The sequence below is a fragment of the Alicyclobacillus dauci genome, assembly GCF_026651605.1.
Lineage (GTDB): Bacteria > Bacillota > Bacilli > Alicyclobacillales > Alicyclobacillaceae > Alicyclobacillus > Alicyclobacillus dauci.
This window is the reverse complement of the sequence record NZ_CP104064.1, coordinates 4,480,747-4,507,331: the sequence shown is the minus strand read 5'-3', so window position 1 is coordinate 4,507,331 and position 26,585 is coordinate 4,480,747. Positions and strand designations below refer to the sequence as shown.

Here is a 26,585-nt window from a genome sequence, read left to right as displayed (position 1 = left end):
CTGCGGTGGTGCGGCTGCGGTGGTGCGGCTGCGGTGGTGCGGTGGCTGGGCGGCGGCGCGGCGGCGGATTAGGGGAACAAAGTTCCGCTGAACGCTCAGGCGACGGGAGTTTGGCGTGGCGAAGGGACTCAGATGCCGCTATGTGCCTCCATGAACGTATGAACCAGGCGCGATCGGCGGCATAAGAGACTCTGGTTCCGTTGCTTTGATGCAGTCACGCGGTTGGCAGCAACAAGGACACGTGAGTCTCTTGTATCGGCCGGTTAGCTGACGTCGAGTGCCGGGTGCCATGCCGAGGCGGGCGGGTGTCGGTGGCGCGGCTGGCCGGGGCGGATTAGGGGAACAAAGTTCCGCTAAACGCTCACGCCAGGCGATTTTGGCACAAACAAGGTACTCAGATTCCGCTATACGCCTCCATGCGCGTCTGAAGAAGGCGCGATCGGCGGCATAAGGGACTTTCGTGCCCTTGCCTTGATGCAGTCATGCAGTTGGCAGCAACAAGGGCACGTAAGTCTCTTGTCGCGGTAGGCTGCAGGCAGCTACCCGCCTCCCGTGCAGGCCACGCCGGCCCCCCACGGCTCCCAGACCCGGCCACCGGCCGCCCGCCTCCGCCAGGCCCCCCACCCACCACCGCCCGCCATCCCGGCCCCGTCGGCGGCCCAGGCGCCGCCCCGCATCCCACGCCCCACGCCCCACGTACCCTCGCTTCACAATTCCCCGTTGCAATCGCTTTCATATGGGTGTTTCATGTATAGGGGAGGGAGTTTGGATGACGAAGAGTGTGATCGTGAGTGCCGTGCGCACACCGTTTGGCAAGTTCCAGGGTGCATTGTCGAGTAAGCAGGCAGTCGAATTGGGCGGTGCAGCGATTGAAGCAGCTGTGGCACGGGCCGGTGTGGCAGCAGATGTCATCGACGGAGTCTATATGGGAATGGTGCTGCAGGCGGGCCAAGGGCAGATTCCGTCGCGGCAGGCGGCGCGGATCGCGGGGTTGCCCTGGGAGACACCGTCAGTCACCGTTAACAAGGTGTGCGCGTCGGGCATGCGGGCCATCACCCTGGCGGATGCAATGATCCGCGCGGGGGATATGCGCGTGGCGGTGGCAGGCGGCATGGAGAGTATGTCGAATGCGCCGTATGCGCTGAAAGGTGCGCGGAGTGGGCTCAGGATGGGGCATGGTGACGTGATCGACTTGATGATCCATGACGGACTCACCTGCTCGTTTCACGGTGTCCATATGGCTGTGCACGGCAGTGATACGGCACAGAAGTACGGTGTCACGCGAGAAGCGCAAGATGCGTTCGCGCTGCGGAGTCATGAGCTGGCCATAGCGGCCATCGATGCTGGGAAGTTTGCGGAGGAAATCGTGCCTGTCAAGGCGAAAGTGGGTCGCGAGGAGCGGATTGTCTCGGAGGACGAATCGCCGCGACGAGACACATCGCTTGCTAAATTGGCCAACTTGGGGCCAGTCTTCAAGGCCGATGGGACTGTGACGGCTGGTAACGCGCCTGGCGTAAACGATGGGGCATCGGCGGTCGTTGTCATGGATGAAGACTACGCGAAGGCGAATGGATATCGGCCGTTGGCTCGGATTTTGGGGTATGTCGAGATCGCGACGGAGGCGAGCGAATTTCCTATCACGCCGGCCCTTGCTATCCAAGAGTTGGTGAAGAAGACGGGTGTTTCTCTTGCGGATATCGATCTCGTCGAGATCAATGAAGCATTCGCCGCCGTCCCGCTGGTGTGTGCGAAACTCGTCGATCTGGACATGGACAAAGTGAACGTGAACGGTGGGGCCGTGGCTTTGGGGCACCCGATCGGAGCCAGTGGCGCTCGGATTGTTACGACGCTCATTCACGAACTTCGCCGCCGCGGAGGCGGGCTGGGCGTGGCATCCATATGTAGTGGTGCGGCTCAGGGGGATGCGGTGCTCGTGGAAGTGTTTGGGTGATCAAGGCGTACACGAATGTCTTGTGTGGGAAGTACAGCACAGCGATCGTTCCGGATTGCGTTGATCCACACCGACTATTAGGACCGCCGCAGCTTTTTTCAGAGACGGGCAAGGAGGCTCATACGCGCATGGCTAAAACGATTCAAACCGTACTGGTTGTGGGTGCTGGTCAAATGGGGAACGGCATCGCCCAAGTGGTGGCGACTGCCGGCCTGGAAGTCATTTTGAATGACATCTCTTTTGACTATGCGCAAAAGGGGTACGAAAACATAGATAAAAACCTGTCTCGGCAGGTTTCCAAAGGACGCATAACGGAAGAGGACAAGGCGGCCATTCTCAGCCGCATCCAGCTCTCGGACGACATCGCGGATGGCCGGGATGCAGACATGGCGATAGAAGCGGCAACGGAAAACCTGGACATCAAGTTGGACATCTTCCGCAAGCTTGACCATACGCTTAAGGAGGGTGCCATTCTCGCGTCCAATACGTCGTCGCTTCCCATTACGGAGATCGCTGCTGTGACGAGTCGGCCAGAGTTGGTCATTGGCATGCACTTTATGAATCCAGTGCCTGTCATGCAACTGGTGGAAGTCATTCGGGGGCTGGCGACGGACGAGGAAGTCTATCAAACGGTTGTCGATCTCGCCAAACAACTCAGCAAACACCCCGTCGAGGTACAGGACTTCCCTGGCTTTGTGTCGAACCGCGTCTTGATGCCGATGATCAATGAGGCGATTTATTGTGTCTACGAGGGCGTATCCAGCCCGCAGGATATCGACGCGGTCATGAAGATGGGCATGAACCATCCCATGGGACCACTCACGTTGGCCGATTTTATCGGCCTCGACACGTGCTTGTCTATCATGGAAGTGCTGTATGAAGGCTTTGGCGATTCCAAGTATCGTCCCTGCCCGCTCTTGCGCAAATACGTGAAAGCAGGCTGGTTGGGCAAGAAAACTGGACGGGGATTCTACGTCTACGAGTAAACGGGGGAGCACACATTGACTGAAGCGAATTTGATCCAGGTGAACATTGACGAGCAGATAGCTGTTTTGTCGCTCAATCGACCAGCGCAGCGCAATGCCCTCAACCGGGCGGTTCTCTCTGAGCTGGGTGCGAATATCGCCATGCTGTCCGGCAGACGCGATTTGCGCGCCGTCATCATTCGGGGCGAAGGCAAAGCGTTTGCGGCGGGTGCGGACATCTCGGAAATGCAGGCGATGACTGCACAGGAAGCAGAGCAGTTTGCACGGTTTGGACAACGGGTGTTCACGGCGCTCGAAAACCTTCCGCAGCCCACCATCGCGCTTGTTCATGGGTTTGCTCTCGGCGGGGGCATGGAGCTGTCGATGGCGTGTGACGTTCGCATTGCTGCCGAAGGCGGGCAATTCGGACAACCCGAAGTAACGCTTGGCGTGCTGCCTGGATTCGGCGGCAGTCAGCGCCTGCCCCGTATCATTGGCCAAGGCCGGGCGCTTGATATGTTGCTGACGGGGAAGCGCATCGACGCCCAAACGGCGCTCGCTTATGGGCTTGTCAGTCAAGTTGTTTCGGAAGATGCACTCCTTGATGCAGGCATTGCCTATGCAAATCAACTAAAGGCCTTGGGGCCAGTTGCCCTTGGCTATGTGAAGCGCGCTGTTTATGACGGCGCTGAGCTCGATTTAAGCAAGGGTCAAGCCATGGAGGCAAATCTCTTTGGTCTCACGTTCGCGACGCGTGATCAAAAGGAGGGCATGAACGCCTTTTTAGCAAAGCGATCCGCTGAATTCCGAGGCGAATAACTTTGTGTTTGGGAGGTGGGAATGATGCTCAGCTTTGACTTTAGTGAAGAGCAATTGGCTCTTCGCGAAACGGTGTCCCGCTTTGCACGAGAAGTCATCTCGCCGCGGGCCATCCAGTTGGATGAAACGGATGAATTCCCCCATGACATCGTCAAGCAGATGGGCGGGCTAGGCCTGCTCGGCCTCCCGATTCCCGAGGAGTACGGGGGCGTGGGCGCGGACTTCATCTCGTACATCAGTGCCATTGAAGAAATTTCCTACGCTTCGGCCGCTCTCGGTGTCATGTTGGCCGTTCACACGTCAGTCGGATCGTTTCCCATTCTCTATTTCGGGACGGACGAGCAGAAACAAGCGTACTTGCCTCGCTTGGCGTCGGGTGAGTGGATCGGGGCGTTTGCTTTGACCGAGCCGTCGGCCGGATCGGACGCGGGTGGGATTCGGACACGCGCGGTAAAACAAGGGGATGAATACATTCTCAACGGCGAAAAGATATTCATCACGAACGCTAGGGAAGCGAACCTCTTTTGCGTGTTTGCTGTGACCGATCCGACGAAAGGAAAACGCGGCGTCTCAGCGTTTTTGGTCGAGCGCGATACCCCTGGTTTCACTATCGGGCCCACGGAGAAGAAAATGGGCCTCCACGGCTCTTCCACGTGTGCGCTGACGTTCAACGATGCACACATCCCTGCGGCCAGTCTCCTCGGTCAAGAGGGCGAGGGCTTTCGCATCGCCATGCAGCTGTTGGACGGTGGACGTATCGGCATTGCCGCGCAAGCACAGGGAATTGCCCGTTCGGCCTTGGATTTGACGGCACGCTACGTTCAAGATCGACAACAGTTCGGTCGCCCCCTTGCGCAATTGCAAGCTGTCCAGATGCTGCTCGCCGACATGGCAACGCGCGTGGAAGCAGCGCACTGGCTGATCTACCACGCGGCCAAGCTCAAAGACGCGGGCAAGCCTTGCGGCAAAGAGGCGTCGATGGCGAAGTTATTCGCATCGGACGGCGCGATGTCCGTCACGACTGACGCGGTTCAGTTGCACGGGGGCTATGGGTACATTCGCGAATACCACGTTGAGCGCCTTATGCGCGACGCCAAGGTGACGCAAATTTACGAAGGTACGAATCAGATTCAGCGCGTGGTTATTGCGCGTCAATTGCTCAAAGAGACCCTGAAAAAATAGCGGCTGGCAGGGAGCGGGAGCCTATTCGAGGTCCGTACGACCGCTTGACCATCATGGTATAGAGGTGACGACATTGCAGTTTGTACTCAGCAAAGAACACCAACAGTTGCGTGACATGGTTCGATCCTTCGCCGAGAAGGAAGTTGCACCTGGCGCGGCGGATCGGGACAGAGACGCTTCATTCGATATCGATATCTTTCATAAAATGGGCGATCTCGGCCTCACCGGCATCCCCTGGCCCGAACAGTATGGCGGCGCGGAGATGGATTACCTCGGATACGTCATTGCCGTAGAAGAATTATCTCGCGTTTGCGCATCCACTGGTGTCACGCTATCTGCACACACCAGTCTTGCAGGGTGGCCAATATACAAGTTCGGCACAGAGCAACAAAAACAGAAGTATTTGCGGCCCATGGCGGAGGGAAAATGGCTTGGTGCATACGGTTTGACGGAACCAGGTTCCGGCTCCGACGCCGGAGGCATGCGCACGACGGCGAAGCGTGACGGGGACAGCTATATCTTGAACGGGAACAAGGTCTTCATCACGAACGCCGGGCCCGCACACGTGTATGTTGTCTTCGCCCTGACTGACCCGGAGAAACGCACCCGTGGCGTGTCCGCATTTATCGTCGAAGCAGGCACCCCTGGATTCCGCATCGGCAAACACGAAGACAAAATGGGCATTCGGGGTTCCACGACAGCGGAACTCGTCTTCGAGGACTGCCGCATTCCCGCCGAAAACCTTCTTGGCGACGAAGGTTTCGGTTTCAAAATCGCCATGATGACACTGGATGGCGGTCGGAACGGAATTGCCGCGCAGGCGCTCGGAATTGCCCAAGGCGCTTTTGAGTTTGCACGCAATTATGCGAAGGAGCGCAAACAATTTGGGCATCCCATTGCGGACTTGCAGGCCATTCAATTTAAACTGGCCGACATGGCGACGAAAATCGAGGCCGCTCGCCTGTTGACGTACCAAGCAGCTTGGTTGGAGTCGAGCGGGCTTCCGTATAGCCAAGCATCGGCCATGAGCAAGGTGTTCGCCTCCGACACGGCTATGGAAGTGACGACCGAAGCGGTGCAGATCCTGGGCGGTTACGGATTTATCAAGGAGTATCCGGTCGAGCGGATGATGCGTGACGCCAAGATCACGCAGATCTACGAGGGTACGAACGAGATTCAACGCGTCGTCATCGCGAGAGGAATTTTGAAAGGCAACTAATCCGACGCAAACAAGAGGGACATGTGGAATGTGGACTCTTGTGACGGAGAGGGACAGAGACTGAGCGGACAGAGGCTTGCAAAGGAAGCGTTGATAGACATGAGTCATGCGTTGGTGGATCGAATTCGTCAGGGGGACAGACGGGCTCTTGCCCGTGTACTCTCCTACTTGGCGGATGACCATCCTGAGAAAGAAACGTTACTGGAGGCGCTCTATCCATTTTCGGACAGGGCGCGCATTGTGGGCTTCACCGGTGCACCCGGTGCGGGAAAATCAACATTGGTCGATCAGGTCATCAAACACCTCCGATCCCTCGACCAAACCGTTGGCGTTCTTGCCGTCGATCCGTCGAGCCCCTTCACGGGCGGTTCACTCCTGGGCGATCGCGTCCGCATGGCCCACCACAGCGGCGACCCCGGCGTGTTTATCCGAAGCGTGAGCAACCGCGGCTATCAAGGTGGCATGGCATCAGCAACGCGCGAGATGTTGATGGCCATGAGCGCATTCGGATGCGATACCATCTTGTTGGAAACCGTTGGCGTTGGGCAGGCTGAGCTTGATGTACTACACGTGGCCGACACAGTGGCACTGGTCTTGACTCCTGGCGCCGGCGATGCCGTACAGGCGTCGAAGGCGGGGATCATGGAGATCGGCGATATATTCGTGCTCAACAAAGCCGACGATCCAGGCGCGGCTTCCATGTTCCGCGCATTAACTCTGATGGTTCATGAAAAGACGTTGTGGCGAAACGGTTGGCAGCCGCCCATTGTCAAAACCATCGCCACTGTCGGCGAAGGCGTAGAGGAAGTCTGGCAGGCCGTTCTGCGTCACGACGAGCACATGAAACAGCGACCCGACGTCGAACAACGAGCGCAAGTCCGTCGCCGATCGCACATTCTTGCCCTCCTCGAGCAGGGCTTGAAAGCACGCGTCCTCCAGCGCATGCATGACGACGAGACGTGGCGAGTCCTCATCGAGGACCAGACGGATGTCAGCCCCACACAGGTTGCCGCGCGACTGCTGGCGGATGTGTGGAGACGCGGGTAGTGGCGTGGGTCGCGCCAGGGGTGGCGGGAACGTGGCGAGTGTGGCGGGAACGATTCGTCACTTAATTTTCGGGCCAGGGGCCTGCAGCAAGCCCCAAACTGCCGGATTGCGGCGGTGGCGGTGTGACATAATCGGGTGATGGGCTACAACTCCCGGTGCACCCCCAGCCGGTAGCTCGGGCCTTGGGCCTGCCGGGCCCGGACAACGGACTCACGATCCCTTGCGCCTCGCCCGACGGCGGTGAACCGAGAGCAGGGGAATGAGATTCCGTTATCCCGTCGATCGCGCTTCATCCACGCGCTGATCTGGTCACATAACGGAATGCGAGTCCGTTGTTCATGCCAAACACGCCTCGCGTCAACGAATAAGGTAACTTTGTTCCCCTAATCCGCCACCCGGCCGAGCGCCCCCAGCGCTTTCCGCCGCCACGGTTAAAAGCAGTGGGAATTTGGTTATGATGAAGCCTATGATGTAGGCTGGAAATACTTTTATTTTGTTCGGCCATGACACTCGCTTGCAGCGTGTGCTATAATCCATGTATTTGCTAAGAGGTACAGAAGGGACGGGTGTGAATGGCTGTCACGTTGACGCGGCCGGATCACGAGATCCAGCAAATGCCGTTGGTGGAGCTTGCCTACGAGATCCTCAAGGTAAAAAAAGAGCCGCTTTATTTTCGCGATATAATGAAGGAAATTCAGGAACTCCGGAATCTCTCCGAGGAAGAGGTCAACGAGGTCATTGCACGGGTCTTTACTGAAATCAACATTGACGGTCGTTTTATTTGCATTGGGCAGAACGTCTGGGGATTGAATCGTTGGTATCCGACGGACAAAGTTGCGGATCGGTTAAGTGGTAAGAAGTTCGTTCGCAAAACGGGCGACGCCTTTGGCGATGACGACGATGATGATGAAGAGTATGAAGACGTCGATGTTGCCGAGTTGGACGACAACGACTTCGTTACACCGCCGTCTGACGACGAGGATGAAGTGGACTTTGATGCTGCTTCGGAAGATGAGGAAGAAGCCGTCGCGGATGAAGACTACGTAGACGACGACGAAGACGCTGAGGAAGACACGTTGTACGAAGAGGAAGATGAAGAAGAAGAGGAAGAAGACTGATTTTCTGGTTTCTTCTCCACTTGCGTTCTGGTTGAGGCCAGAACGCTGTTTTTGTGTGAATTCATTGAGGAGGATCTTTCATGAGCACGAAATATATTTTCGTGACCGGTGGCGTCGTTTCCGGACTCGGTAAAGGGATTACCGCCGCATCTTTGGGACGCTTGCTCAAAAATCGCGGGCTGCAGGTGACAATACAAAAGTTTGATCCGTACATTAATGTCGATCCCGGAACAATGAGCCCCTATCAACACGGCGAAGTGTTCGTCACAGATGACGGTGCGGAAACGGACCTCGACCTAGGTCACTACGAACGATTTATTGACAATAATCTCAGTCAGGCAAACAACGTTACAAGCGGACGAATCTACTGGTCGGTTATCTCCAAGGAGCGTCGTGGGGATTACTTAGGCGGTACGGTTCAAGTGATTCCTCATGTGACCAACGAAATTAAAGAGCGTATTATGCAGGCTGCCAAGCCGGACACGGACATCGTGATCACGGAGATTGGCGGTACCGTAGGCGATATCGAAAGCCAACCGTTTCTCGAAGCGATTCGGGAGATGAAAGGCGAAGTCGGCCGCAACAACGTCCTCTATATTCACGTCACCCTAATTCCGTACTTGAAAATGGCCAGTGAAGTAAAAACGAAGCCAACGCAACACAGTGTTGCATCCCTTCGCAGCATCGGTATCAGTCCGAATATCATTGTCTGCCGGACAGAGGTGCCGCTCAGCGATGATGTGAAGCGTAAGATCGCTCTGTTCTGTGATACAGATGAAGATTCCGTCATTGAAGCACGTGATGCGGATGTCATTTATGAAGTTCCTTTGATGCTGCGTGAAGAAGGCCTTGATGACATTGTTTTGCGCCAACTTGGCATTGACGCACCCGCACCAGATATGGATGAGTGGGTACGCATGGTGAACCGCGTCAAAGGGTTACATCGTCAGACGACCATCGCGATTGTTGGCAAGTACGTTGCATTGCCGGACGCATACGCGAGCGTCATGGCTGCTCTGAACCACGGTGGCTTTGAAAATGACGCACATGTAGACCTGCGATGGGTCCAGGCTGAAGATGTCAACGAATTAAATGTGGACGAGCTGCTGTCAGGAGTGGATGGAATCCTCGTGCCTGGTGGCTTTGGAGATAGAGGGATTGAGGGGAAGATCGTCGCGTGCCGTTATGCTCGCGAGCGAAATATCCCGTACTTTGGTATTTGCTTGGGAATGCAAATTGCCGTGATCGAATACGCGCGCAATGTCGCTAAACTCAGCGGTGCACACACGAGTGAAATTAAGCCGGATACACCGTATCCAGTTATCGATTTGCTCCCAGAACAGAAGGACGTCCAGGACATGGGCGGTACGATGCGTCTTGGCGCATATCCTTGCCGTGTTCGGTCGGATTCCCTTGCAGCGAAAGCATATCAGACGGATTGGGTTTCGGAACGGCATCGTCATCGTTATGAATTTAACAACGAGTTCCGTGCTACCTTGGAAGAGTCGGGATTGGCCATCACGGGTACGTCGCCGGATGGGAGACTCGTTGAGATCGTTGAACTTCCTGATCATTGTTGGTTTGTGGGTGTTCAGTTCCACCCCGAGTTCACTTCGCGACCAAACCGTGCTCAGCCGTTGTTCCGTGAGTTTATTGCGGCGAGCCTCAAGTATCAAGCGGATCGATAAAATAGATGTTCGGCCGTTGCCATCACAGGTGACGGCCGAAGCCCTTTTAAGAAGTTTCCCATAATTTATAGAGGAATCTTAACGTTGGATGCCGAATAGCAGTGGGGCATACATAGGCGTGATGGTTAAGAAGAGGGTGTTTCGGTGGCAAAGGTACTGGTAGTTGATGATCAATTCGGCATCCGCGTTCTCTTGCAGGAAGTCTTGCAACGTGAAGGTTATGAGATATTTCAGGCCCCAAATGGATTGACGGCGCTTGATATCGTCCAACAAGAACATCCAGATTTAATTCTTCTCGACATGAAGATTCCGGGCATGGATGGTTTGGAGATTCTGCGGAATATTCGAAAGCTGGAGCTCGATACGAAAGTGATCATGATGACGGCTTATGGCGAACTCGATCTCATCCAAGAAGCCATGGAAATGGGCGCCATCGCACACTTCACGAAGCCTTTTGACATCGACGAACTACGGCAAGCAGTAAGAGACCAACTCAGTACGTGATCTATTTTGTCGTTCCATTGGTAAGATAGAGGTAGATGCTACAGGGGAGGAATGGAGATATGAAATTTTTTATCGACACCGCCAACGTGGACGAGATCAAACAAGCAGCTGCGATGGGAATTTTGAGTGGCGTAACGACAAACCCCAGTCTTGTCGCCAAAGAGGGGCGAGACTTCGTTCAAGTCCTCAAGGAAATTGTGGAAATCGTTGATGGACCTATCAGCGCAGAGGTTGTCAGTCTCGATGCAGAAGGTATGGTCAAAGAAGCGCTTCCGCTCGCAGACATTCACAAGAATATTGTGATCAAAATTCCCATGACCGCTGAAGGCATGAAAGCAGTCTATCAATTGGCACAACGTGGGATTCGTACGAATGTCACACTGATCTTCAGTGCGAATCAAGCGCTTGTTGCTGCCCGGGCCGGTGCCTCGTTCGTCAGCCCATTTATTGGTCGTTTGGATGACATCAGTCAAGATGGTGCTGAGTTGATTGCGGACATTGCGCATATTTTCGACTTGCATGCAATTGACACAGAGATCATTGCAGCCAGCATTCGTCATCCAATTCACGTGACACAAGCCGCTAAAGCTGGCGCGCACATTGCTACGATTCCATTTAAAGTCATTGACCAGATCATTAAGCATCCCTTGACAGATCGAGGAATCGAGCGGTTCCTGGCCGACTGGAGCACACTTCAAAAGCAGTAAATCGACGAAGTGTGATTGAGAAATTGCCAGCTGTCGCCGCGGCGGCTGGCGCTTTTCTTTCAATTCATCCGACTCCACGCTTGTTAAATGTGTCACACCGGGTCTATACTATGCATATCATCCGAAGTGTCATCCTGTCCGCATGACAAAACCAACTCATGCATCACAGTCTCCTCGACACCGGAGTACAGCACACTATCCTCTCCACTTTGATTCCATTCGTGTGAATTGGACAGTGCACTAGTACCAACTCTGATGCGCATACACACTACATGCCCTTTTAAATTGGTATCTCCGTTACGCGTTACCGTGTGACGAATTAAATTTTGCCTATGAACCCTGCTCTGGTTGTGCCTGAGCGAATGATTGAGGGGGACAAATTTGGATATTCGAGAACTAGAAGAAAAGAAATTAACGGAGCTCTATAAGTTTGCAAAGGAATATCAAATTCCGTATTACGGAACCATGAAGAAGCGTGAGTTGATTTTTGCTATTTTGAAAGCGCAAGCGGAAAAAGATGGACTCATGTTTGCCGCAGGCGTTTTAGAAATCATGCAAGACGGTTACGGATTCCTTCGCCCGGTCGGGTATTTACCCAGCCAAGAAGATATTTACGTGGCAGCCTCGCAAATTCGCCGATTTGATTTACGTACCGGTGACCTCGTTTCTGGTAAAGTTCGATCGCCGAAAGAAAACGAACGATATTTCGGACTTCTCCATGTGGAAGCAGTCAACGGGTATAGTCCAGAAGTTGCCGCAGAACGTGTTCACTTTCCGGCCTTGACGCCATTGTTCCCGACAGAAAGAGTCACGTTGGAAACGAAACCGGAAAACATTTCAACACGCCTCATCGACCTGTTCGCTCCAGTTGGATTTGGTCAGCGCGGTCTCATCGTTGCACCTCCGAAGGCAGGTAAAACCCTTCTTCTCAAAGAGATTGCGAACAGTATCGCAACCAACTATCCTGAAGCCCACCTGTTTGTTCTCTTAATCGATGAACGTCCGGAAGAAGTGACCGACATGCAGCGGTCCGTCAATGGCGAAGTCGTCGCATCGACATTTGATGAACTTCCTGAAAACCACATTAAGGTTGCGGAACTTGTGTTGGAACGTGCACTTCGTCTCGTCGAACACGGCCAGAACGTCGTCATTCTCATGGATAGCATCACGCGTCTTGCCCGTGCCTACAACCTGGTTGTTCCGCCGAGTGGACGTACCCTTTCTGGTGGTATCGATCCGGCCGCTTTCCACCGTCCAAAACGGTTCTTTGGCTCAGCCCGAAACGTGGAAGAGGGCGGCAGTTTGACGATTTTGGCTACGGCACTCATCGACACAGGCTCCCGCATGGATGATGTGATCTACGAGGAGTTCAAAGGTACAGGTAATATGGAGTTACACTTAGACAGGAAGCTCGCAGAGAAACGTGTTTTCCCCGCACTTGATATTCGCCGCTCGGGTACTCGCCGCGAAGAGGCGCTCTTGACCAAAGAAGAACTGGAAAAAATGTGGGCAATTCGAAAGTCCATGGGAGACAACCAAGACTTTACAGAGATGTTTCTGCGCAAATTCAAGCACTATAAAACAAATCGGGAGTTCTTGGATAGTTTGTCGCTCAATCGAGAGAAGAAACCACAAGCCACTCCATCAACGGTAGGGACAACAACGACTTAATAAATTGAGTGATTGGCCCCATTTATCTAAGAAAAACTAGAGCGCCGGGGCAGTCGGCGCTCGCACTAGGCTTTCGATGTTATTTGTCTGAACCCGGTGTCTTGGTTAGAGCAGTGTGTCGCCCGGTGCAACGGGTTGAGGTGTCTAGCCAACTGACGCCGCGGGCGTTCCTTGAAACAGATTATTCGTCCTCATCGTCCCAAACTGGCTTGAACGCGTAGTTGGGATCTACAGCGGAATTTCCGGTCTGTAAGACATTCGCCGTCGTCGTGGCCGGTGTTTGAGCTGGAGAGTTTGCAGGTTGTGTGGCGGCGTAAACCGGCGTGCCAAACAGGACGACTGTAGCCAATGCACCGACGGTTGACAAAAGCTTACCCTTCATTGTAGGATCCTCCTTGGATTTGGTTTGGAATACAAGTCGAGAATAATCCGCAAAGTGTAAGTAGACAATAATTCCCGGAAAAATTTCACATCGTTGTGAAACAAAAACGAAGTTTTTTTGTGGACATGTTTAACCTGAACATGTCACGTGACATGTACCCCTATTTCTGTTATAATAAAGAACAGTGTTTTCAAAACTCCTGTTAGGCGGTGAATGCGATGAAATCGGGTATCCATCCGACATACAATAAAGTGCTTGTAACTTGTGCATGTGGTAACACGTTTGAAACGGGATCGACAAAAGAAAATCTTCGTGTTGAAATTTGCTCACAGTGCCACCCTTTCTACACGGGTAAGCAGAAGCTCATCGATGCGGGCGGCCGTGTTGATAAGTTCAACAAGAAGTACGGTATTAAGAGCGCGCAATAATCGGGCCGATAAGCTCGTGACGTTGCCGTTGTGAAAAAGCCATGGTTGGACCCGATGGCCTCCCTGCGCGGGCGGCTCCGGCCTCTGCGTCGGGGGTACCAACTTTGGCTTTTTTTCGTCTCACTGTTTTTTTCGTCTCATTGTTCGGGAGGTGAATATGATGTTTGATCGTTTACAGTTAATGGAGGAACGGTATCAACAACTGAGTGACATGCTGTGTGATCCAGATGTTGTTGCAGACCCCAACAAGTTACGGACGTACGCCAAGGAACAGTCTGACTTGGAGGAAACGGTGTCTGCTTACCGGGCATGGAAAGAAGCAAGGGAGCAACTGGACGAAGCTAAGGCCATGCTGCAGGAAAAGTTGGACGACGAAATGCGGGACTTCGTTCGAGCGGAGGTCCACGAACTGAATGAGCGGATCGAAAAACTGGAGGAAGACTTGCAAGTTCTCCTGTTACCCAAAGACCCGAATGACGACAAGAACGTCTTCTTGGAGATTCGCGCTGCTGCCGGCGGTGAAGAAGCTGCACTGTTCGCGGGTAGACTTCTTCGCATGTACACGCGATTTGCGGAAGAGAATCGGTGGAAGGTTGAGATGATCGATGCCAGTTACACGGATATGGGTGGCTTTCGCGACGTGACGCTCTCCATTCAGGGCAAAGGTGCGTTTAGCAAGCTCAAGTTCGAGAGTGGAACGCATCGCGTTCAGCGTGTGCCTGTCACCGAGTCGGGTGGGCGCATCCACACTTCCACGGCAACCGTCGCGGTCTTGCCGGAAGTGGAGGAAGTCGAAGTCGAGGTAAGCGAAAAAGATGTGCGCGTTGACACGTTCTGTTCAACCGGTCCTGGCGGACAGAGCGTCAACACGACCCAATCGGCTGTTCGCCTGACGCACTTGCCGACGGGCATCGTCGTCTCCTGTCAGGATGAGAAGTCGCAGTTGAAAAACCGCGACAAAGCCATGAAGGTGTTGCGTGCGCGCTTATTTGAGAAGTATCAACGAGAGCAACAAGAAGAGCAGGCTGCGTCCCGAAAGAGCCAGGTTGGCACTGGGGATAGGAGCGAGCGCATTCGCACGTACAACTTCCCGCAAAGCCGTGTGACGGATCACCGGATTGGATTGACTTTGCACAAGCTCGAGGCTGTACTCAATGGCGATCTCGACGAGATCATCCAAGGCCTCGTTGTCGCTGATAGAGCATCCATGCTGGAAGAGGCTGCAGAAGCGTGATGTCATATGGTCAGACGTATGGTGGTCTTCTCACAGCCATGACCCAGGCACTGGCAAAGGCCGATGTTTATTCGTCGTGGCCTGCGGACGAGGTCCAACACCAGACACGTGCAGAGGCGGAACAAATGCTCGCACATGTTACCGGCTGGTCACGGTTGCAACTGCTTCAGCACTTTTCTGACAATGTGCCAGGGCACATATTGAAACAACTTCAGCAATACACTGAGGAGCGGGCAGGTGGGAAACCACTGGCTTATATCCTTGGCCATACGGATTTTTATGGGCGGGTCTTTCAGACGCGCCCTGGTTGTCTCATTCCTCGTCCTGACACAGAGACCGTCGCGGATCACACGATCCGCTGGATAACCGTACACAGACCATCAGCGAAGGTCGTCGACATCGGAACGGGCACGGGATGCATCGCCATCACTGTCGCCTTGGAGTGTCCGGATGCACATGTCACCGCCGTGGATGTAGCGGATGACGCCGTCCAGCTGGCGAACGCGAACGCCCGTCTTCTTGAGGCTACCAACGTGGCGGTGGTGCAACGCGACGGGTTTGAATGGCTGCACGATGCAGAGACTTTCGATAAGGTAAACGTGATCGTCAGTAATCCACCCTATATTCCTGCTGGCGAAAAGGACTTGCTTGAAGTGAGCGTGAAGTCTTACGAGCCGCACCTTGCGCTATTCGCCGGCGAGGACGGTCTGTCATTCTATCGACGGTTTGCGAAACTGACAGAGGAAGTGTTTCTCGAGGGGCCGGCTGCGCTCTTTCTGGAAGTTGGAATGGGGCAGGCGAGAGATGTTGTACAGTTGTTCCGCGCAGAGCCGCAGTGGGCAGATTTTTCCGTCCAGGTGTACAATGACTTACGAGGCGTTGAGCGTGTTGTAGCCCTGATGAGGTAGACACGGATAACCCTTGCATGACTTATTGACGAAGTGCGAAGAAAGCGCCAAGAGCAAATCTATCAACAACCTCTATGAAGTTTTCTATCATTCGGGTTTAAACCTACCAAGTACTGGCCAGACTAGTGCTAGAAACGGTAGGAGGGATTCCGGATGGGGATTTCAAGGTTTGCGGTGTTTGTCGGGATTGCGGCAGCAGTCATTGGTGGCGGTCGTCTCATGATGCATCAGCCAGCGCAGGTGGAGGCCAAGTCAGCCGTGTACAGCAATGTGGCCACGCCTCATGATGCACCCATTCCACAAGAGGCCCTGCGACTACGCATTATCGCCAACAGCGACAGCAATGCAGACCAAGCCCTTAAATTGGCCATCCGGGACCAAGTGGTTGTCAAAGTCGGCGCTTGGGTAAAAAACGCAAAAAATGCGACACAAGCTCGTCAGATCGTCATGGAACACATCCCGCAAATTGAGCAGACTGCCCTTCAGGTCGAACATGCTCACGGGGTGTACGAACCCATTAACACGGATGTTGGCAAAGTTCCCTTCCCGACGAAAATATACGGAAACCGTGTCTATCCAGCGGGAAGTTATGAGGCACTTCGAATTACCATCGGCAAGGGACAAGGCGCGAACTGGTGGTGTGTTCTCTATCCGCCACTCTGTTTTATCGACATCACTGAAGGCGATGCTGTGCCCAACACCGGCCAGTTCCCAGATCTTCCGCCCATTGAGACAATTCAAGTTCAAGGTGCAAATGGCCAAAAACAAGCGGTTCAAGTTCGCCTTGCAACGGAAGACTATGGCGAGGCAGCTGTGAAAGCTGTGAAACAACTCTTTAAGAAGTAGATAACTGGAGAAATGAGGGATTGTGGCCATGAAGCGTTTCTTCATCACTGGCGATGAGCATGTGCGCAAGCAAATATTTGAAAACGCGGGAGAGCTGATCCGCACTGGGAAACTTGTCGCATTTCCCACTGAAACGGTTTACGGCCTTGGTGCGAACGCACTCGATGAAACCGCCGTTCGCCGGATCTTTGTAGCCAAGCATCGCCCTGTGGACAATCCACTCATTGTACATATAGAAAATCTCGATCAACTTTCCGCCTTGGTTCCTGAGGGTTATCAGGTTGACGACCGGGTTCAAAAGTTGATAGACGCTTTTTGGCCCGGTCCGCTCACGGTTATTCTCCCGGTGGGCCCCAACGTTGCGCCTTCCGTGCACCCAGGCCAGGACACCATTGCCGTGCGGATGCCTGATCACCCAGTGGCCCAGGCCCTGATCAAAGCAAGTGGCTGTCCCATTGCGGCACCGAGCGCGAATACGTCGGGTCGACCGAGTCCCACGTCGGCCGATGCCGTTGCGGAGGATTTGGCGGACGTCATCGAAGGACTCATCGACGGTGGCCCTTGTGGAATCGGCGTAGAATCGACCGTTGTCGTGGTCGAGGGAGAGCGCGCGACCATCCTGCGACCGGGCGGAATCACCCAGGAGATGATCGCGGACGTTATAGACGTCCCGGTTGTGTACGATGCCGGATCGCCTTCGACAGACGCCGCACCGCGTGCACCCGGTATGAAATACCGGCACTATGCCCCGGAAGCGCGTGTACACGTCTGGTGGGGTGACGAAGAGGAGATCTATGCCGCCATGCGGACCCTCCTGTCAACCGATGATGACGCTTTGGACGACGAGCCATCCATGACCGTCGGCATCATCGCACCGGCAGACTTTCTCAACCGCTATGAGTTTCCAATTCCGAAATCGTCACAGGTCGGTTTGGACACGGAAGCGTACCCAGAGGAACTCGCGCATGATTTGTACCGACTTCTTCGCGATTTCGATCACGCCGGCATGACCGACATCCTCATCTACGGGCTCAATCCCACGCGCGGGATCGGGACGGCCGTCATGAATCGCCTACAAAAAGCATCCGAGGGTCGGATTTTTCACGTTTGACGCGTTGATCATCGCGCGTCTTTCTCATACACTAAAACTGAGCGAGCGCTCAGTCAGGTCGGAGGTGATCAGATGTCACCGAACGTTCCTAGCAGCGTGAAGAATCCCGAAAAGGTCCGGACCAGGCGCGCCCAAATTATCGACGCGGCGGTCGCGCTGTTCAGCCAGAAGGGATTTCACAAGACAACGACGCGTGAAATTGCTAGGGCCAGCGGGCTGTCGAACGGGGCTGTCTACGAGTATGTTCAGTCGAAAGAAGATATCCTCTATCTCGTGTGTAAGCGGATTCACAAATCCGTGGAAGAGCAGCTTCGGTTGAGTCTGTCCGAACACGCGCTTGGTGCTGTGCGATTACGGCATGCCATCAAATCGTTTCTGCACGTGATGGACGCCATGAAAGATGATATCTTGCTCATCTACCAAGAAAGCAAGTCGCTGCCGAGTGCCTTTTTAAAAGAGGTTCTTCATGACGAGGAGAATATCACGCGGGTGTTTGAACAACTGTTGATGGACGGGATCGAAGACGGATCCCTGCGTACGGCTCGCGAGGGTATCCCTCTGCTTGCCCACAACATCGTCGTGTGCGGCCAAATGTGGGCCTTTCGGCGGTGGGCGCTGCACGATGTGACGTTTGAACAGTTTTCCGAAATGCAGATTCGCATGTTAATGCAAGCTTGTGGGGCAGACCCACAGGTCATACACGGGGAATAAACCGTGCTTACACGTTCTGGGGAGGCGTATACAATGGGGACAGCAAGCAACCAGTCAGTGGAAAAGGACGACAGAAAAGGTAGGGCTCAGGCGATTGACTTTGCCGCAACGCAGGAGACGGAGCCCTACAAGTCGACGCACGCCGTTCGGTTTGTCACCGCATCTAGTCTGTTTGACGGGCACGATGCGTCCATCAACATCATGCGGCGCATCCTCCAGTCATCTGGTGCGGAAGTCATTCATCTCGGACATAACCGGAGCGTCGAGGAAATCGTCGACGCAGCCATTCAGGAGGATGTCCAGGGCATCGCCGTGAGCTCGTATCAGGGCGGGCATGTGGAGTTCTTCAAGTACATGATCGATCTCCTCCAGGAACGGAACGCCTCCCACATTCGCGTCTTCGCGGGCGGTGGCGGTGTGATCGTTGTTGATGAAATTAAGGAGCTCGAATCGTACGGGGTGGCTAAAATATTTTCTCCAGACGATGGACGCCGTCTCGGTCTGCAGGGCATGATCAACCATATGATTCGCCTTTGCGACTTCGATACGGTCGATGAGACAATCGCACGGGAAGCGTTGGCCAACGTCAGCAAGGCGAATATCTCGGCACTGGCGAAACTGGTGACATATGTCGAGCAGTCCGCCCATCGCGAAGCGCAGGCGTATGAGAACATTCTCGCAGGCATCAAGGGACAAGTTCGGGACGTGCCTGTGCTTGGCATCACGGGCACGGGCGGTGCGGGCAAATCGTCCTTGACGGACGAACTCGTTCGCCGATTTATCCGCGACTTCCCGGACAAATATGTGGCTATCTTCTCTATCGATCCGTCCAAGCAACGCACCGGCGGGGCACTTCTCGGGGACCGGATTCGGATGAATGCCATTCATAACGATCGCGTCTTCATGCGCAGCCTCGCCACTCGCAAGTCCCGAAGTGAGCTGTCGGACGCCATCGCTGAAGCCATCGACATCGCCAAAGCGGCCGGATTTGACCTTATCATCGTCGAGACGAGTGGTATCGGGCAGGGCGATGCCGAGATCGTATCTATTTCCGATGTTTCGCTCTATGTCATGACGGCAGAGTTCGGTGCGCCATCGCAGCTGGAGAAGATCGACATGCTGGATTACGCCGATTTGGTTGTCATCAATAAGTCCGACCGTCGCGGTTCCGAAGATGCACTGCGACACGTTCGCAAGCAGGTCCAACGCAACCAGAACAAGTTCCACGCGAATCTCGATGAGATGCCGGTCTACGGCACGGTCGCGAGCCAATTCAACGATCCCGGGACGAACGTCATGTATCGCGCCCTCATCGACACCATCAACGCGAAGTGCAACACGGACTGGGAGAGCTCCCTCGATGTGGGCACCACCGGTCTCCGCAAACCAGCCGTCATCCCCGGCGACAGGGTCCAATACATGCTGGACATCGTTGGGACCGTGAAAAACTATCGGAAGTTCGTCGAGCAGCAGGTGGAACTCGCCCGCAGTACCTATCAATTGCGGGGCACGATTGAGCAGTTGAAGCAGTTGGCTGTCTCTGGTGAGGCGGGGCGGCTGGGGCTGTCTCAGTCCTCTGGCCACGGGGGTTCGTACGGGTCGACGGGGCAGTCTGTCTCGACCGACTCACATGACGCGGATGCCGATGCCGACGTGCAGACCCTTATCGACACTTTGGAACGGATGTATCAGCACAAGTGGGAAACGACCCACTACGACACCAAGCGGATCATCGAGGGCTGGGCGGACAAAAAAACGGCTTATGCCGCCGACGAATTCGTGACGAAGATTCGCGATAAAGAAGTGCGGACGCAACTTACGACCACGTCTCTTTCTGGCACGCGTATTTCCAAGATCTCTTTGCCGCAGTACGCGGACTGGGGCGAGATCGTGAAGTGGTCCATGCTCGAAAATGTGCCCGGGGAATTTCCGTACACGGCGGGGGTATTTCCCTTCAAGCGCACAGAAGAGGAACCGCGCCGACAATTCGCAGGTGAGGGCACGCCGGAGCGGACAAATCGCCGTTTCCACTACCTGAGCGAGGGCGATCCCGCCAAACGTCTGTCGACTGCCTTTGACAGTGTCACACTGTACGGAGAGGACCCAGACTACCGACCGGATATCTACGGCAAAATCGGGGAGAGCGGCGTTAGCATCTGTACGCTTGACGATATGAAGAAACTGTACGCCGGGTTCGATCTCTGCGCACAAAGCACCAGCGTATCCATGACCATCAACGGACCCGCACCCATGATCCTGGCCATGTTCATGAACACGGCCATCGATCAGCAGCTAGAAAAGTTTGAACAACGCGAAGGCCGCAAGCCAAACGACGAGGAACTTGGACAGATCCGCGCCTACACCTTAAGCACGGTTCGCGGGACCGTCCAGGCCGATATCCTGAAGGAGGACCAAGGCCAGAACACCTGCATTTTCTCGACCGAGTTCGCCCTACGCATGATGGGCGATATTCAGCAATACTTCATCGACAAAAAGGTTCGCAACTATTACTCTGTCAGCATCAGCGGTTACCACATCGCGGAGGCAGGCGCGAATCCTATCTCCCAGTTGGCCTTCACACTCGCCAACGCGTTCACATACGTGGAATACTACCTGAGCCGCGGCATGAAGATAGACGACTTCGCACCGAACTTGTCCTTCTTTTTCAGCAACGGCATGGATCCAGAGTACACGGTCATCGGCCGCGTGGCACGCCGTATTTGGGCCACCGTCATGAAGCACAAGTACGGTGCCAATGATCGCAGCCAAAAACTCAAGTATCACATTCAGACGTCTGGACGCTCACTGCATGCGCAGGAGATCGACTTCAACGACATCCGGACAACGCTTCAGGCGCTTCTGGCCATCTACGACAACTGCAACTCTCTGCACACAAACGCGTACGACGAAGCCATCACGACGCCAACCGAGGACAGCGTGCGCCGGGCCATGGCCATCCAGATGATCATCAACCGCGAATTCGGCCTAACCAAAAACGAGAACCCGCTCCAGGGCGCGTTCATCATCGACGAACTGACCGATCTCGTCGAAGCCGCCGTCCTCGATGAGTTCACGCGCATCAACGACAGAGGCGGCGTCCTCGGCGCCATGGAAACGCAGTACCAACGCAGCAAAATCCAAGAGGAATCGATGTACTACGAGGGCCTCAAGCACTCCGGCAAGCTACCGATTATCGGCGTTAACACATTCCTCAACCCGTCCACGCTGTCGAACGACTACGTGCCGCCGAAAATCGAATTGGCCCGCGCCACGAAGGACGAAAAGGAGCAACAAATCCGCAACCTCCGGGCATTTCAGGATCGGCACAAGGATGAGGCCCCTGCGGCCATTGCGCGACTCCAGCAGGTCGCCATGAAGGGCGAGAACATTTTCGCCGCCCTGATGGACGTCGTCCGCGTCGCGAGCCTCGGGCAAATCACCAGGGCGCTGTACGAAGTGGGCGGAAAGTATCGGCGGAATATGTGAGTTGGGCCATGGTGGCCGGGGCTGTGGGGGTGGCCAGGGCGGCGGGGCCGGGTGGGCTGCCTGGACTGTCGGGGTGGCCCGGGAGCCCGGCAACCCGTGGATTAAGGGAACACAAGACCGCTACTATGAGCCAGATAGCCTGTACGGAAGCACAACGGAACGGGAAGCTCTTGTGGCCGGACTTAGAGGCGATTTTTTGGATAGAGGCTACCTACAAGGGATTTCTGTTCCCTAGTTCGGCGATGTGACGCCATGTACACGGCCTTAAGGGACAGCGAGGCGCTTATTTATTCACTCAGTGGCTCGATTTTTTTGGTCAGCCCCGCGGTTCGGTAGCTGACGGGGGAATCGTGCTCGATCGACCATACCGCAACCTTCGCTCGTTCCACGAGCGGTACAAGGATGAGGCCCATGAGGCCATTGCGCGACTCCCATGGACGGCTAGAACATTTTCGTCGCCCTATGGACGTCGTCTGCGTCGTGAGCCTCGGGCAACTCACCCGGGCGCTATACAAAGTGGGTGGGAAGTTCGGCGCAAGATGAGACTTGAGACGGGGCCCGTTGAGCCCCGGAACTGTGGCGTGGCACGGCCCCGTTGACGCATGACGCGGGCAACCGCTCATACGTGGCCAGGGCGGCGTGGCCCGGGGAGCCCGTCGATTAAGGGAACACAAGACCGCTACTTTGAGCCAGATAGCCTGTACGGCAGCACAACGGAACGGGAATCTCTTGTGGCCGGACTTAGAGGTGATTTTTTGGATAGAGACTACCTACAAGGGACTTTTGTTCTCTAGTTCGGTGATTTGACGCCACGTACACGGCCTTAAGCAACCGCGAGGCCCTTATTTATTCACTCAGCGGCTTGACTTTCTTGGTCAGCCCCGCGGCTCGGTAGCTGACGGGGGCATCGTGATCGAGCCCATCTCGCGTCACGTCGCGCCCCGCCTTTGGGCAGGACTGAGACGCAAGCCCTCACTTCCTGCCCGATCCCGCTGGACGTCATTTCACGCCCGCACCACCGGACCCCGACGTGCCAGTCGTTCCGGAAGTCCCAGTTGATCCACCTGTTCCTTGAGCGACTCCGCTGGTTTTCCCCGAAGAGGCGCCACCGCTGCCCGATCCAGCCCCAGCTCCGGTAGCTCCCCCGGAACTCGACCCGGCGGTCGATCCGCCGGAACCACCGCTTACCGTGCCAGTCCCGGTCCCAGTCGATCCCGTCGCCGTCCCCGTACCACTTGTGCCGTTTCCTGTGGTTCCGCCGCCTGTGGAGCCACTCGTCGATCCAGCCGATCCCGTTGATCCGCCCGTACCGTTGACGGTCCCTGTTCCGTTATCCGTCGTGGTACCGGTTTGGCCCGAGCTTCCTGTACTGTTCCCGATCCCAACTCCAGCACCCGTCACATTTCCCGTTCCGTTGGCACTTCCGGTCGTGTGATGATTACTTGATGTCGACGTTGAGGATCGAGAAACTGCCGGCGTCGATCCGCCACTACCACCGCTGCTTCCACCGTAAACGACACTTGCAGGAATGGGTGGTTCGTTTGTTGGCACAACGGCCGTCGCAGCAGCGCCGGAGTCGGTCGTGCTCGCGGAGGTCTCTGTCGCATTTGCCCCAATGCTGGCCGCGGCGTCGTTCGTGCCGGCCGCCGCGTTGTTGGTGCTGTTATCTGAAGACGTAACGGCTTGTCCAGCCGCAGTCGCCGGTGATGCAGGATTGCCCGTACTGCAGCCCACCAGAGTGATGGCCGATAGGATGAACACCCCCGTCACGGTTGCTGCTTCGCGTTTCAGTCTCACTACCCTTTCACCCCGCCTTTCGTACGACCCCTGTCTATGATGATGTTTGTCTATATTTTTCTCTCTATTCTATCGTCAAACGGTTACATTTTATAGGGTGGAATGGAGTAGGTCCTAAAACATTCGGCGGACCGCGCTCAACTGTTTGCCCCAGTAGCTGTCGGGACCGAGTGGAAGGGTGCCAACGTGGCCGAGGCCGCCGCCAGCCTGGATCATTTGGTCGTTGCCGGCGTAGATGCCGACGTGTTTGCCGTTGTCGAACAGGAGGAGATCGCCTTTGCGCATGTCCCAGATGGGGACAGTGAACCCGGTGGTGGACCACTGGACTTTGCTGTTGTCGCTCATTTTGTAGCCGAGGGCATGGTGGTAGACGTACGCGACGAAGTTACTGCAGTCGAACCCGTTCTGACCGCGGTCCTTGTTGTGTCCCCAAACGTATGGGGTGCCCTCTAGCGTACTCGCCACTGTGATGATGGCATCGGCCTTCTCTGCGGGAAGGGCATTGACGCCGGCAACTGGGTTGATGGCGTGATCGATGGTTACGCCCGGTGGTGGCACTTGGATGTGCTGACCTATGGCAAATGTGGCGTCGTTTGCATTGACGGACTGGGAAACCGTGCGTTTGGTTGAGAGTTTGATTTGCTTCAGGGTTTCGCCTTGGGCGTCCGTGACAACGACGCGTCCGATTGTTTGGCGAGGATAGGTACTGCACAGGTAGTTGATGAGGCCGCTTGATGTGGTGAGATCGATAATATTTTCGCCCGTGTCGGTTGGTTTGGCCGGCTCAGTGGCCAGCTGTACAACTTTATCCGGGAGCATTTTTACGCCGATGACGCGCACAGATCGGGGAAGGTCATTTGTACCGGGTGTTGCGGACCGTGGGGTCTGCTGTGGAACAAAACCTGCGGTTTTGTTTTCGATGGCGGTTGAATTGTAGAACCTTGGGCTTGCCGCACATCCAGGTACCGACAAAAGACCGCCGAGTATGCTTGCGCACAGGGTGATGGTACGAATGGATTTACGCACGGATGAAGCCTCCCATAGTGTGACTCAATGCGTCCAGTGCTTGGTCACGACAAATTGGCGGCCAAAGGTGACTTGCGGCTTCTTCGAAGCCCGTCTTCGCCGCACATTCGATAAGAGAAGCGTTCATCAACACGGCCATAGTTATACACCTAAAAGTGGAAAAATTATATGTCCAGCGGTCTATCGCCGTCGACTCAGTGAAACTGCCCATCCAGGGCACCCATTTGTCCGCCCAGTTGTGTCCATACGGGCGCCACGGGCGCGTAGATGTCGCCTTGATAGGAAAATGGTTCTACGGGCATGTCGACCATTTCGCCACCGATTGTAACGGCAGCCCCCATGTATTCCACTGTGACGAGCTCCGGTGTCGACGTGGTCGGTGGGGGAGCGACGTTGGGTTGGTGGGTGGTGTCGATCTGCGCCGGATCGCCCGCCGCAATCTCCACAGTCCGCGTGGAATTGTTCCAACGGACATCGCGTCCTGCGAGATGACCCAGTGCGGCCGCAGGGGCGTATAGACGTCCGTTCACTAGCAATCCCTGCAGGCTATCCTCTGTACCGTCCACGCGACACTGAACGGGCGTCGCCTCGACTGTGGTTAGTCCGAAACGGGCATCGGGCTCTCGTCTGACGATTTCCGTGACGTCTCTCCTTCGCACAAACCCGTTGGTCTCCTGTACGCGAATCTCATCCCACGACGACGTCTGCGACAAGACCGGGTATCCGTTAACTCCTTTGATGCGGCCGATCACGTCCGAGTGCACATCGCGCTTAGCATAAATGTCTGCAACGTGCTCTGTGACGGCATAGCGTGTCGGTTCGTTCAACGACTTGTTCTGCCACACCTCGTAAAACCCCGCCGCAAGTGCCTTCTGACCGGGAATCGTGGGGTGAATGTCGATGTCCTCAAGGCGAATGAGCGACCACTGGTTGTGGTTGACGGTGCCGTATGCGTCGTAGAGAAGCGTATGATACGTCGCGGCGGCGCCCATGATGACGTTGTTTGCGCGGACGATATATGGATCGGCGAAATCGTGCATCGGGGTGCTGTCCGGGGCCGGATCGTACAGTGTTGTCAGTACAATCGGGGCGCTTGTCTGTGCGCGGATTTTTTCAATGACCGTCGCGTATTCGCCCTGCAGCGATTGGATGTTTTCGTTTAACGCATCGATGGTGGGCTGCATGGACGACGGTTCGATCCCCTGCAGATAATCCGCGAGAACCCCGTTGAAGGCATGCAAGATGTCATTGCTGCCAATGTCTACCGTAACCACGGATGCCTGCCGGAGCGCGCTTTGAAAGGGCGGTGTATCGAGCGCCTGAATGAGAGCGGATGTGGTCCAGTGGGGGACGCCGAGATCCATCACGTGTTTGTGCAGCATACTCCCCAGCAAAAATGGATAGGCGTCTGGCGAAGGGACCTCCCCATGCGCTCCCGGCAGGTTGAATCCATACGTGATGGAATCGCCGAGCGATACGATGGTCCCGTGGAGTTTTGGCGTGAGCGAACCATGCGGCTGCCCCCTGACCTTGGACGTGGAATTGGCCTTTGATTCACTCGAACGATTCGATCCGCTCGATCCGCCTACAGTCACCGACGGAGACTCGTGTACAGTGGGTGAGCTTGGCTGGTGCATACCGACTCTTTGACGGCTTAAAGTAGCTAGTCCGGCAGCGCTCGCACAGAGGAGAAGTGCGGCGCTGCCGAAGAGAATCATTCTCCACTTTCCTCGTTTCACGTCGTCACCTCCGAATCCGAATCGATAAGTCATTGTGTTTCTCACT

At 55.3% G+C, this 26,585-nt stretch carries 24 protein-coding genes; 19 read left to right on the top strand and 5 right to left on the bottom strand.

Annotation, left to right across the window (positions count from 1 at the left end; genetic code table 11):
• The first annotated feature begins 769 nt into the window (after positions 1–769).
• The 11 genes from NZD86_RS22455 (at position 770) to rho (ending at position 12,871) form a co-directional block, all read left to right on the top strand.
• Positions 770–1,951, top strand: coding sequence for an acetyl-CoA C-acetyltransferase (locus tag NZD86_RS22455; protein ID WP_268044295.1), 1,182 nt, complete (start codon positions 770–772; stop codon positions 1,949–1,951).
• A gap of 128 nt (positions 1,952–2,079) precedes the next feature.
• Entirely contained in the window at positions 2,080–2,937 is an 858-nt protein-coding gene (locus tag NZD86_RS22450) for a 3-hydroxybutyryl-CoA dehydrogenase (protein ID WP_268044293.1), read from the top strand.
• Between the two features lie 15 nt (positions 2,938–2,952).
• Positions 2,953–3,735: an enoyl-CoA hydratase/isomerase family protein gene (locus NZD86_RS22445; RefSeq protein WP_268044292.1), complete on the top strand. Its 783-nt coding sequence runs from the start codon at positions 2,953–2,955 to the stop codon at positions 3,733–3,735.
• Between the two features lie 24 nt (positions 3,736–3,759).
• Positions 3,760–4,917, top strand: coding sequence for an acyl-CoA dehydrogenase (locus NZD86_RS22440; RefSeq protein ID WP_268044291.1), 1,158 nt, complete (start codon positions 3,760–3,762; stop codon positions 4,915–4,917).
• A gap of 73 nt (positions 4,918–4,990) precedes the next feature.
• The gene (locus NZD86_RS22435; protein WP_268047008.1) at positions 4,991–6,136 is read left to right on the top strand and encodes an acyl-CoA dehydrogenase; all 1,146 of its coding nucleotides are present in this window, start codon (positions 4,991–4,993) and stop codon (positions 6,134–6,136) included.
• Positions 6,137–6,235: 99 nt separating this feature from the next.
• Entirely contained in the window at positions 6,236–7,183 is a 948-nt protein-coding gene (meaB, locus tag NZD86_RS22430; RefSeq protein WP_268044290.1) for a methylmalonyl Co-A mutase-associated GTPase MeaB, read from the top strand.
• Positions 7,184–7,755: 572 nt separating this feature from the next.
• On the top strand, positions 7,756–8,301 hold the full coding sequence (gene rpoE / locus NZD86_RS22425) for a DNA-directed RNA polymerase subunit delta (protein WP_268044289.1): 546 nt from the start codon (positions 7,756–7,758) through the stop codon (positions 8,299–8,301).
• 80 nt (positions 8,302–8,381) lie between these two features.
• Positions 8,382–9,989: a CTP synthase gene (locus tag NZD86_RS22420; RefSeq protein ID WP_268044286.1), complete on the top strand. Its 1,608-nt coding sequence runs from the start codon at positions 8,382–8,384 to the stop codon at positions 9,987–9,989.
• A gap of 144 nt (positions 9,990–10,133) precedes the next feature.
• Entirely contained in the window at positions 10,134–10,493 is a 360-nt protein-coding gene (locus NZD86_RS22415; protein ID WP_268044285.1) for a response regulator, read from the top strand.
• Between the two features lie 59 nt (positions 10,494–10,552).
• Positions 10,553–11,200 carry a fructose-6-phosphate aldolase gene (fsa, locus tag NZD86_RS22410; RefSeq protein ID WP_268044284.1) on the top strand — a complete coding sequence of 216 codons (648 nt, stop codon included), beginning with the start codon at positions 10,553–10,555 and terminating at the stop codon, positions 11,198–11,200.
• A gap of 381 nt (positions 11,201–11,581) precedes the next feature.
• Complete coding sequence (rho, locus tag NZD86_RS22405) at positions 11,582–12,871, top strand: transcription termination factor Rho (protein WP_268044283.1); 1,290 nt, start codon at positions 11,582–11,584, stop codon at positions 12,869–12,871.
• Positions 12,872–13,052: 181 nt separating this feature from the next.
• Here the strand turns inward: rho and NZD86_RS22400 are convergent, their stop codons facing one another.
• The gene (locus tag NZD86_RS22400) at positions 13,053–13,253 is read right to left on the bottom strand and encodes a hypothetical protein (protein ID WP_268044282.1); all 201 of its coding nucleotides are present in this window, start codon (positions 13,251–13,253) and stop codon (positions 13,053–13,055) included.
• Positions 13,254–13,471: 218 nt separating this feature from the next.
• Here NZD86_RS22400 and rpmE point away from each other — a divergent pair, with 218 nt between their 5' ends.
• From rpmE to NZD86_RS22360, 8 genes are all read left to right on the top strand, one after another.
• Positions 13,472–13,681: a 50S ribosomal protein L31 gene (gene rpmE, locus NZD86_RS22395; protein WP_268044281.1), complete on the top strand. Its 210-nt coding sequence runs from the start codon at positions 13,472–13,474 to the stop codon at positions 13,679–13,681.
• A 160-nt stretch (positions 13,682–13,841) separates the two neighbouring features.
• Entirely contained in the window at positions 13,842–14,915 is a 1,074-nt protein-coding gene (prfA, locus tag NZD86_RS22390; protein ID WP_268044280.1) for a peptide chain release factor 1, read from the top strand.
• Entirely contained in the window at positions 14,915–15,823 is a 909-nt protein-coding gene (gene prmC, locus NZD86_RS22385) for a peptide chain release factor N(5)-glutamine methyltransferase (RefSeq protein ID WP_268047007.1), read from the top strand. The genes prfA and prmC overlap by 1 nt, the downstream gene beginning before the upstream one ends.
• Before the next feature lie 153 nt (positions 15,824–15,976).
• Positions 15,977–16,669: a stage II sporulation protein R gene (gene spoIIR / locus NZD86_RS22380; RefSeq protein ID WP_268044279.1), complete on the top strand. Its 693-nt coding sequence runs from the start codon at positions 15,977–15,979 to the stop codon at positions 16,667–16,669.
• Between the two features lie 28 nt (positions 16,670–16,697).
• Positions 16,698–17,780 (top strand): L-threonylcarbamoyladenylate synthase, encoded by a 1,083-nt coding sequence (locus tag NZD86_RS22375; RefSeq protein WP_268047006.1) that lies wholly within the window; start codon positions 16,698–16,700, stop codon positions 17,778–17,780.
• 72 nt (positions 17,781–17,852) lie between these two features.
• The gene (locus NZD86_RS22370) at positions 17,853–18,491 is read left to right on the top strand and encodes a TetR/AcrR family transcriptional regulator (protein WP_268044278.1); all 639 of its coding nucleotides are present in this window, start codon (positions 17,853–17,855) and stop codon (positions 18,489–18,491) included.
• Between the two features lie 33 nt (positions 18,492–18,524).
• Positions 18,525–21,977: a methylmalonyl-CoA mutase family protein gene (locus NZD86_RS22365; RefSeq protein WP_268044277.1), complete on the top strand. Its 3,453-nt coding sequence runs from the start codon at positions 18,525–18,527 to the stop codon at positions 21,975–21,977.
• The gene (locus NZD86_RS22360) at positions 21,974–22,225 is read left to right on the top strand and encodes a hypothetical protein (RefSeq protein WP_268044276.1); all 252 of its coding nucleotides are present in this window, start codon (positions 21,974–21,976) and stop codon (positions 22,223–22,225) included. Before NZD86_RS22365 ends, NZD86_RS22360 begins: the two co-directional genes overlap by 4 nt.
• Positions 22,226–22,976: 751 nt before the next feature.
• Here NZD86_RS22360 and NZD86_RS22355 read toward each other — a convergent pair.
• The 4 genes from NZD86_RS22355 to NZD86_RS22340 all read right to left on the bottom strand — a co-directional run bounded on the left by NZD86_RS22355 (position 22,977) and on the right by NZD86_RS22340 (position 26,539).
• Positions 22,977–23,774: a hypothetical protein gene (locus NZD86_RS22355; protein WP_268044275.1), complete on the bottom strand. Its 798-nt coding sequence runs from the start codon at positions 23,772–23,774 to the stop codon at positions 22,977–22,979.
• 114 nt (positions 23,775–23,888) lie between these two features.
• Positions 23,889–24,800, bottom strand: a complete 912-nt coding sequence (locus tag NZD86_RS22350) for a C40 family peptidase (protein WP_268044274.1) — start codon at positions 24,798–24,800, stop codon at positions 23,889–23,891.
• On the bottom strand, positions 24,793–24,939 hold the full coding sequence (locus tag NZD86_RS22345; protein WP_268044273.1) for a hypothetical protein: 147 nt from the start codon (positions 24,937–24,939) through the stop codon (positions 24,793–24,795). The genes NZD86_RS22350 and NZD86_RS22345 overlap by 8 nt, the downstream gene beginning before the upstream one ends.
• A gap of 55 nt (positions 24,940–24,994) precedes the next feature.
• Entirely contained in the window at positions 24,995–26,539 is a 1,545-nt protein-coding gene (locus tag NZD86_RS22340) for a GDSL-type esterase/lipase family protein (RefSeq protein WP_268044272.1), read from the bottom strand.
• Positions 26,540–26,585 lie beyond the last annotated feature (46 nt).

Coding starts and splice junctions, on each gene's coding strand:
- NZD86_RS22455 (WP_268044295.1), top strand. CDS start 770: ATGACGAAGAGTGTGATCGTGAGTGCCGTGCGCACACCGTTTGGCAAG.
- NZD86_RS22450 (WP_268044293.1), top strand. CDS start 2,080: ATGGCTAAAACGATTCAAACCGTACTGGTTGTGGGTGCTGGTCAAATG.
- NZD86_RS22440 (WP_268044291.1), top strand. CDS start 3,760: ATGCTCAGCTTTGACTTTAGTGAAGAGCAATTGGCTCTTCGCGAAACG.
- meaB (WP_268044290.1), top strand. CDS start 6,236: ATGAGTCATGCGTTGGTGGATCGAATTCGTCAGGGGGACAGACGGGCT.
- rpoE (WP_268044289.1), top strand. CDS start 7,756: ATGGCTGTCACGTTGACGCGGCCGGATCACGAGATCCAGCAAATGCCG.
- NZD86_RS22420 (WP_268044286.1), top strand. CDS start 8,382: ATGAGCACGAAATATATTTTCGTGACCGGTGGCGTCGTTTCCGGACTC.
- fsa (WP_268044284.1), top strand. CDS start 10,553: ATGAAATTTTTTATCGACACCGCCAACGTGGACGAGATCAAACAAGCA.
- NZD86_RS22400 (WP_268044282.1), bottom strand. CDS start 13,253: ATGAAGGGTAAGCTTTTGTCAACCGTCGGTGCATTGGCTACAGTCGTC.
- rpmE (WP_268044281.1), top strand. CDS start 13,472: ATGAAATCGGGTATCCATCCGACATACAATAAAGTGCTTGTAACTTGT.
- prfA (WP_268044280.1), top strand. CDS start 13,842: ATGTTTGATCGTTTACAGTTAATGGAGGAACGGTATCAACAACTGAGT.
- prmC (WP_268047007.1), top strand. CDS start 14,915: ATGTCATATGGTCAGACGTATGGTGGTCTTCTCACAGCCATGACCCAG.
- spoIIR (WP_268044279.1), top strand. CDS start 15,977: ATGGGGATTTCAAGGTTTGCGGTGTTTGTCGGGATTGCGGCAGCAGTC.
- NZD86_RS22375 (WP_268047006.1), top strand. CDS start 16,698: ATGAAGCGTTTCTTCATCACTGGCGATGAGCATGTGCGCAAGCAAATA.
- NZD86_RS22370 (WP_268044278.1), top strand. CDS start 17,853: ATGTCACCGAACGTTCCTAGCAGCGTGAAGAATCCCGAAAAGGTCCGG.
- NZD86_RS22365 (WP_268044277.1), top strand. CDS start 18,525: ATGGGGACAGCAAGCAACCAGTCAGTGGAAAAGGACGACAGAAAAGGT.
- NZD86_RS22345 (WP_268044273.1), bottom strand. CDS start 24,939: ATGGCCGTGTTGATGAACGCTTCTCTTATCGAATGTGCGGCGAAGACG.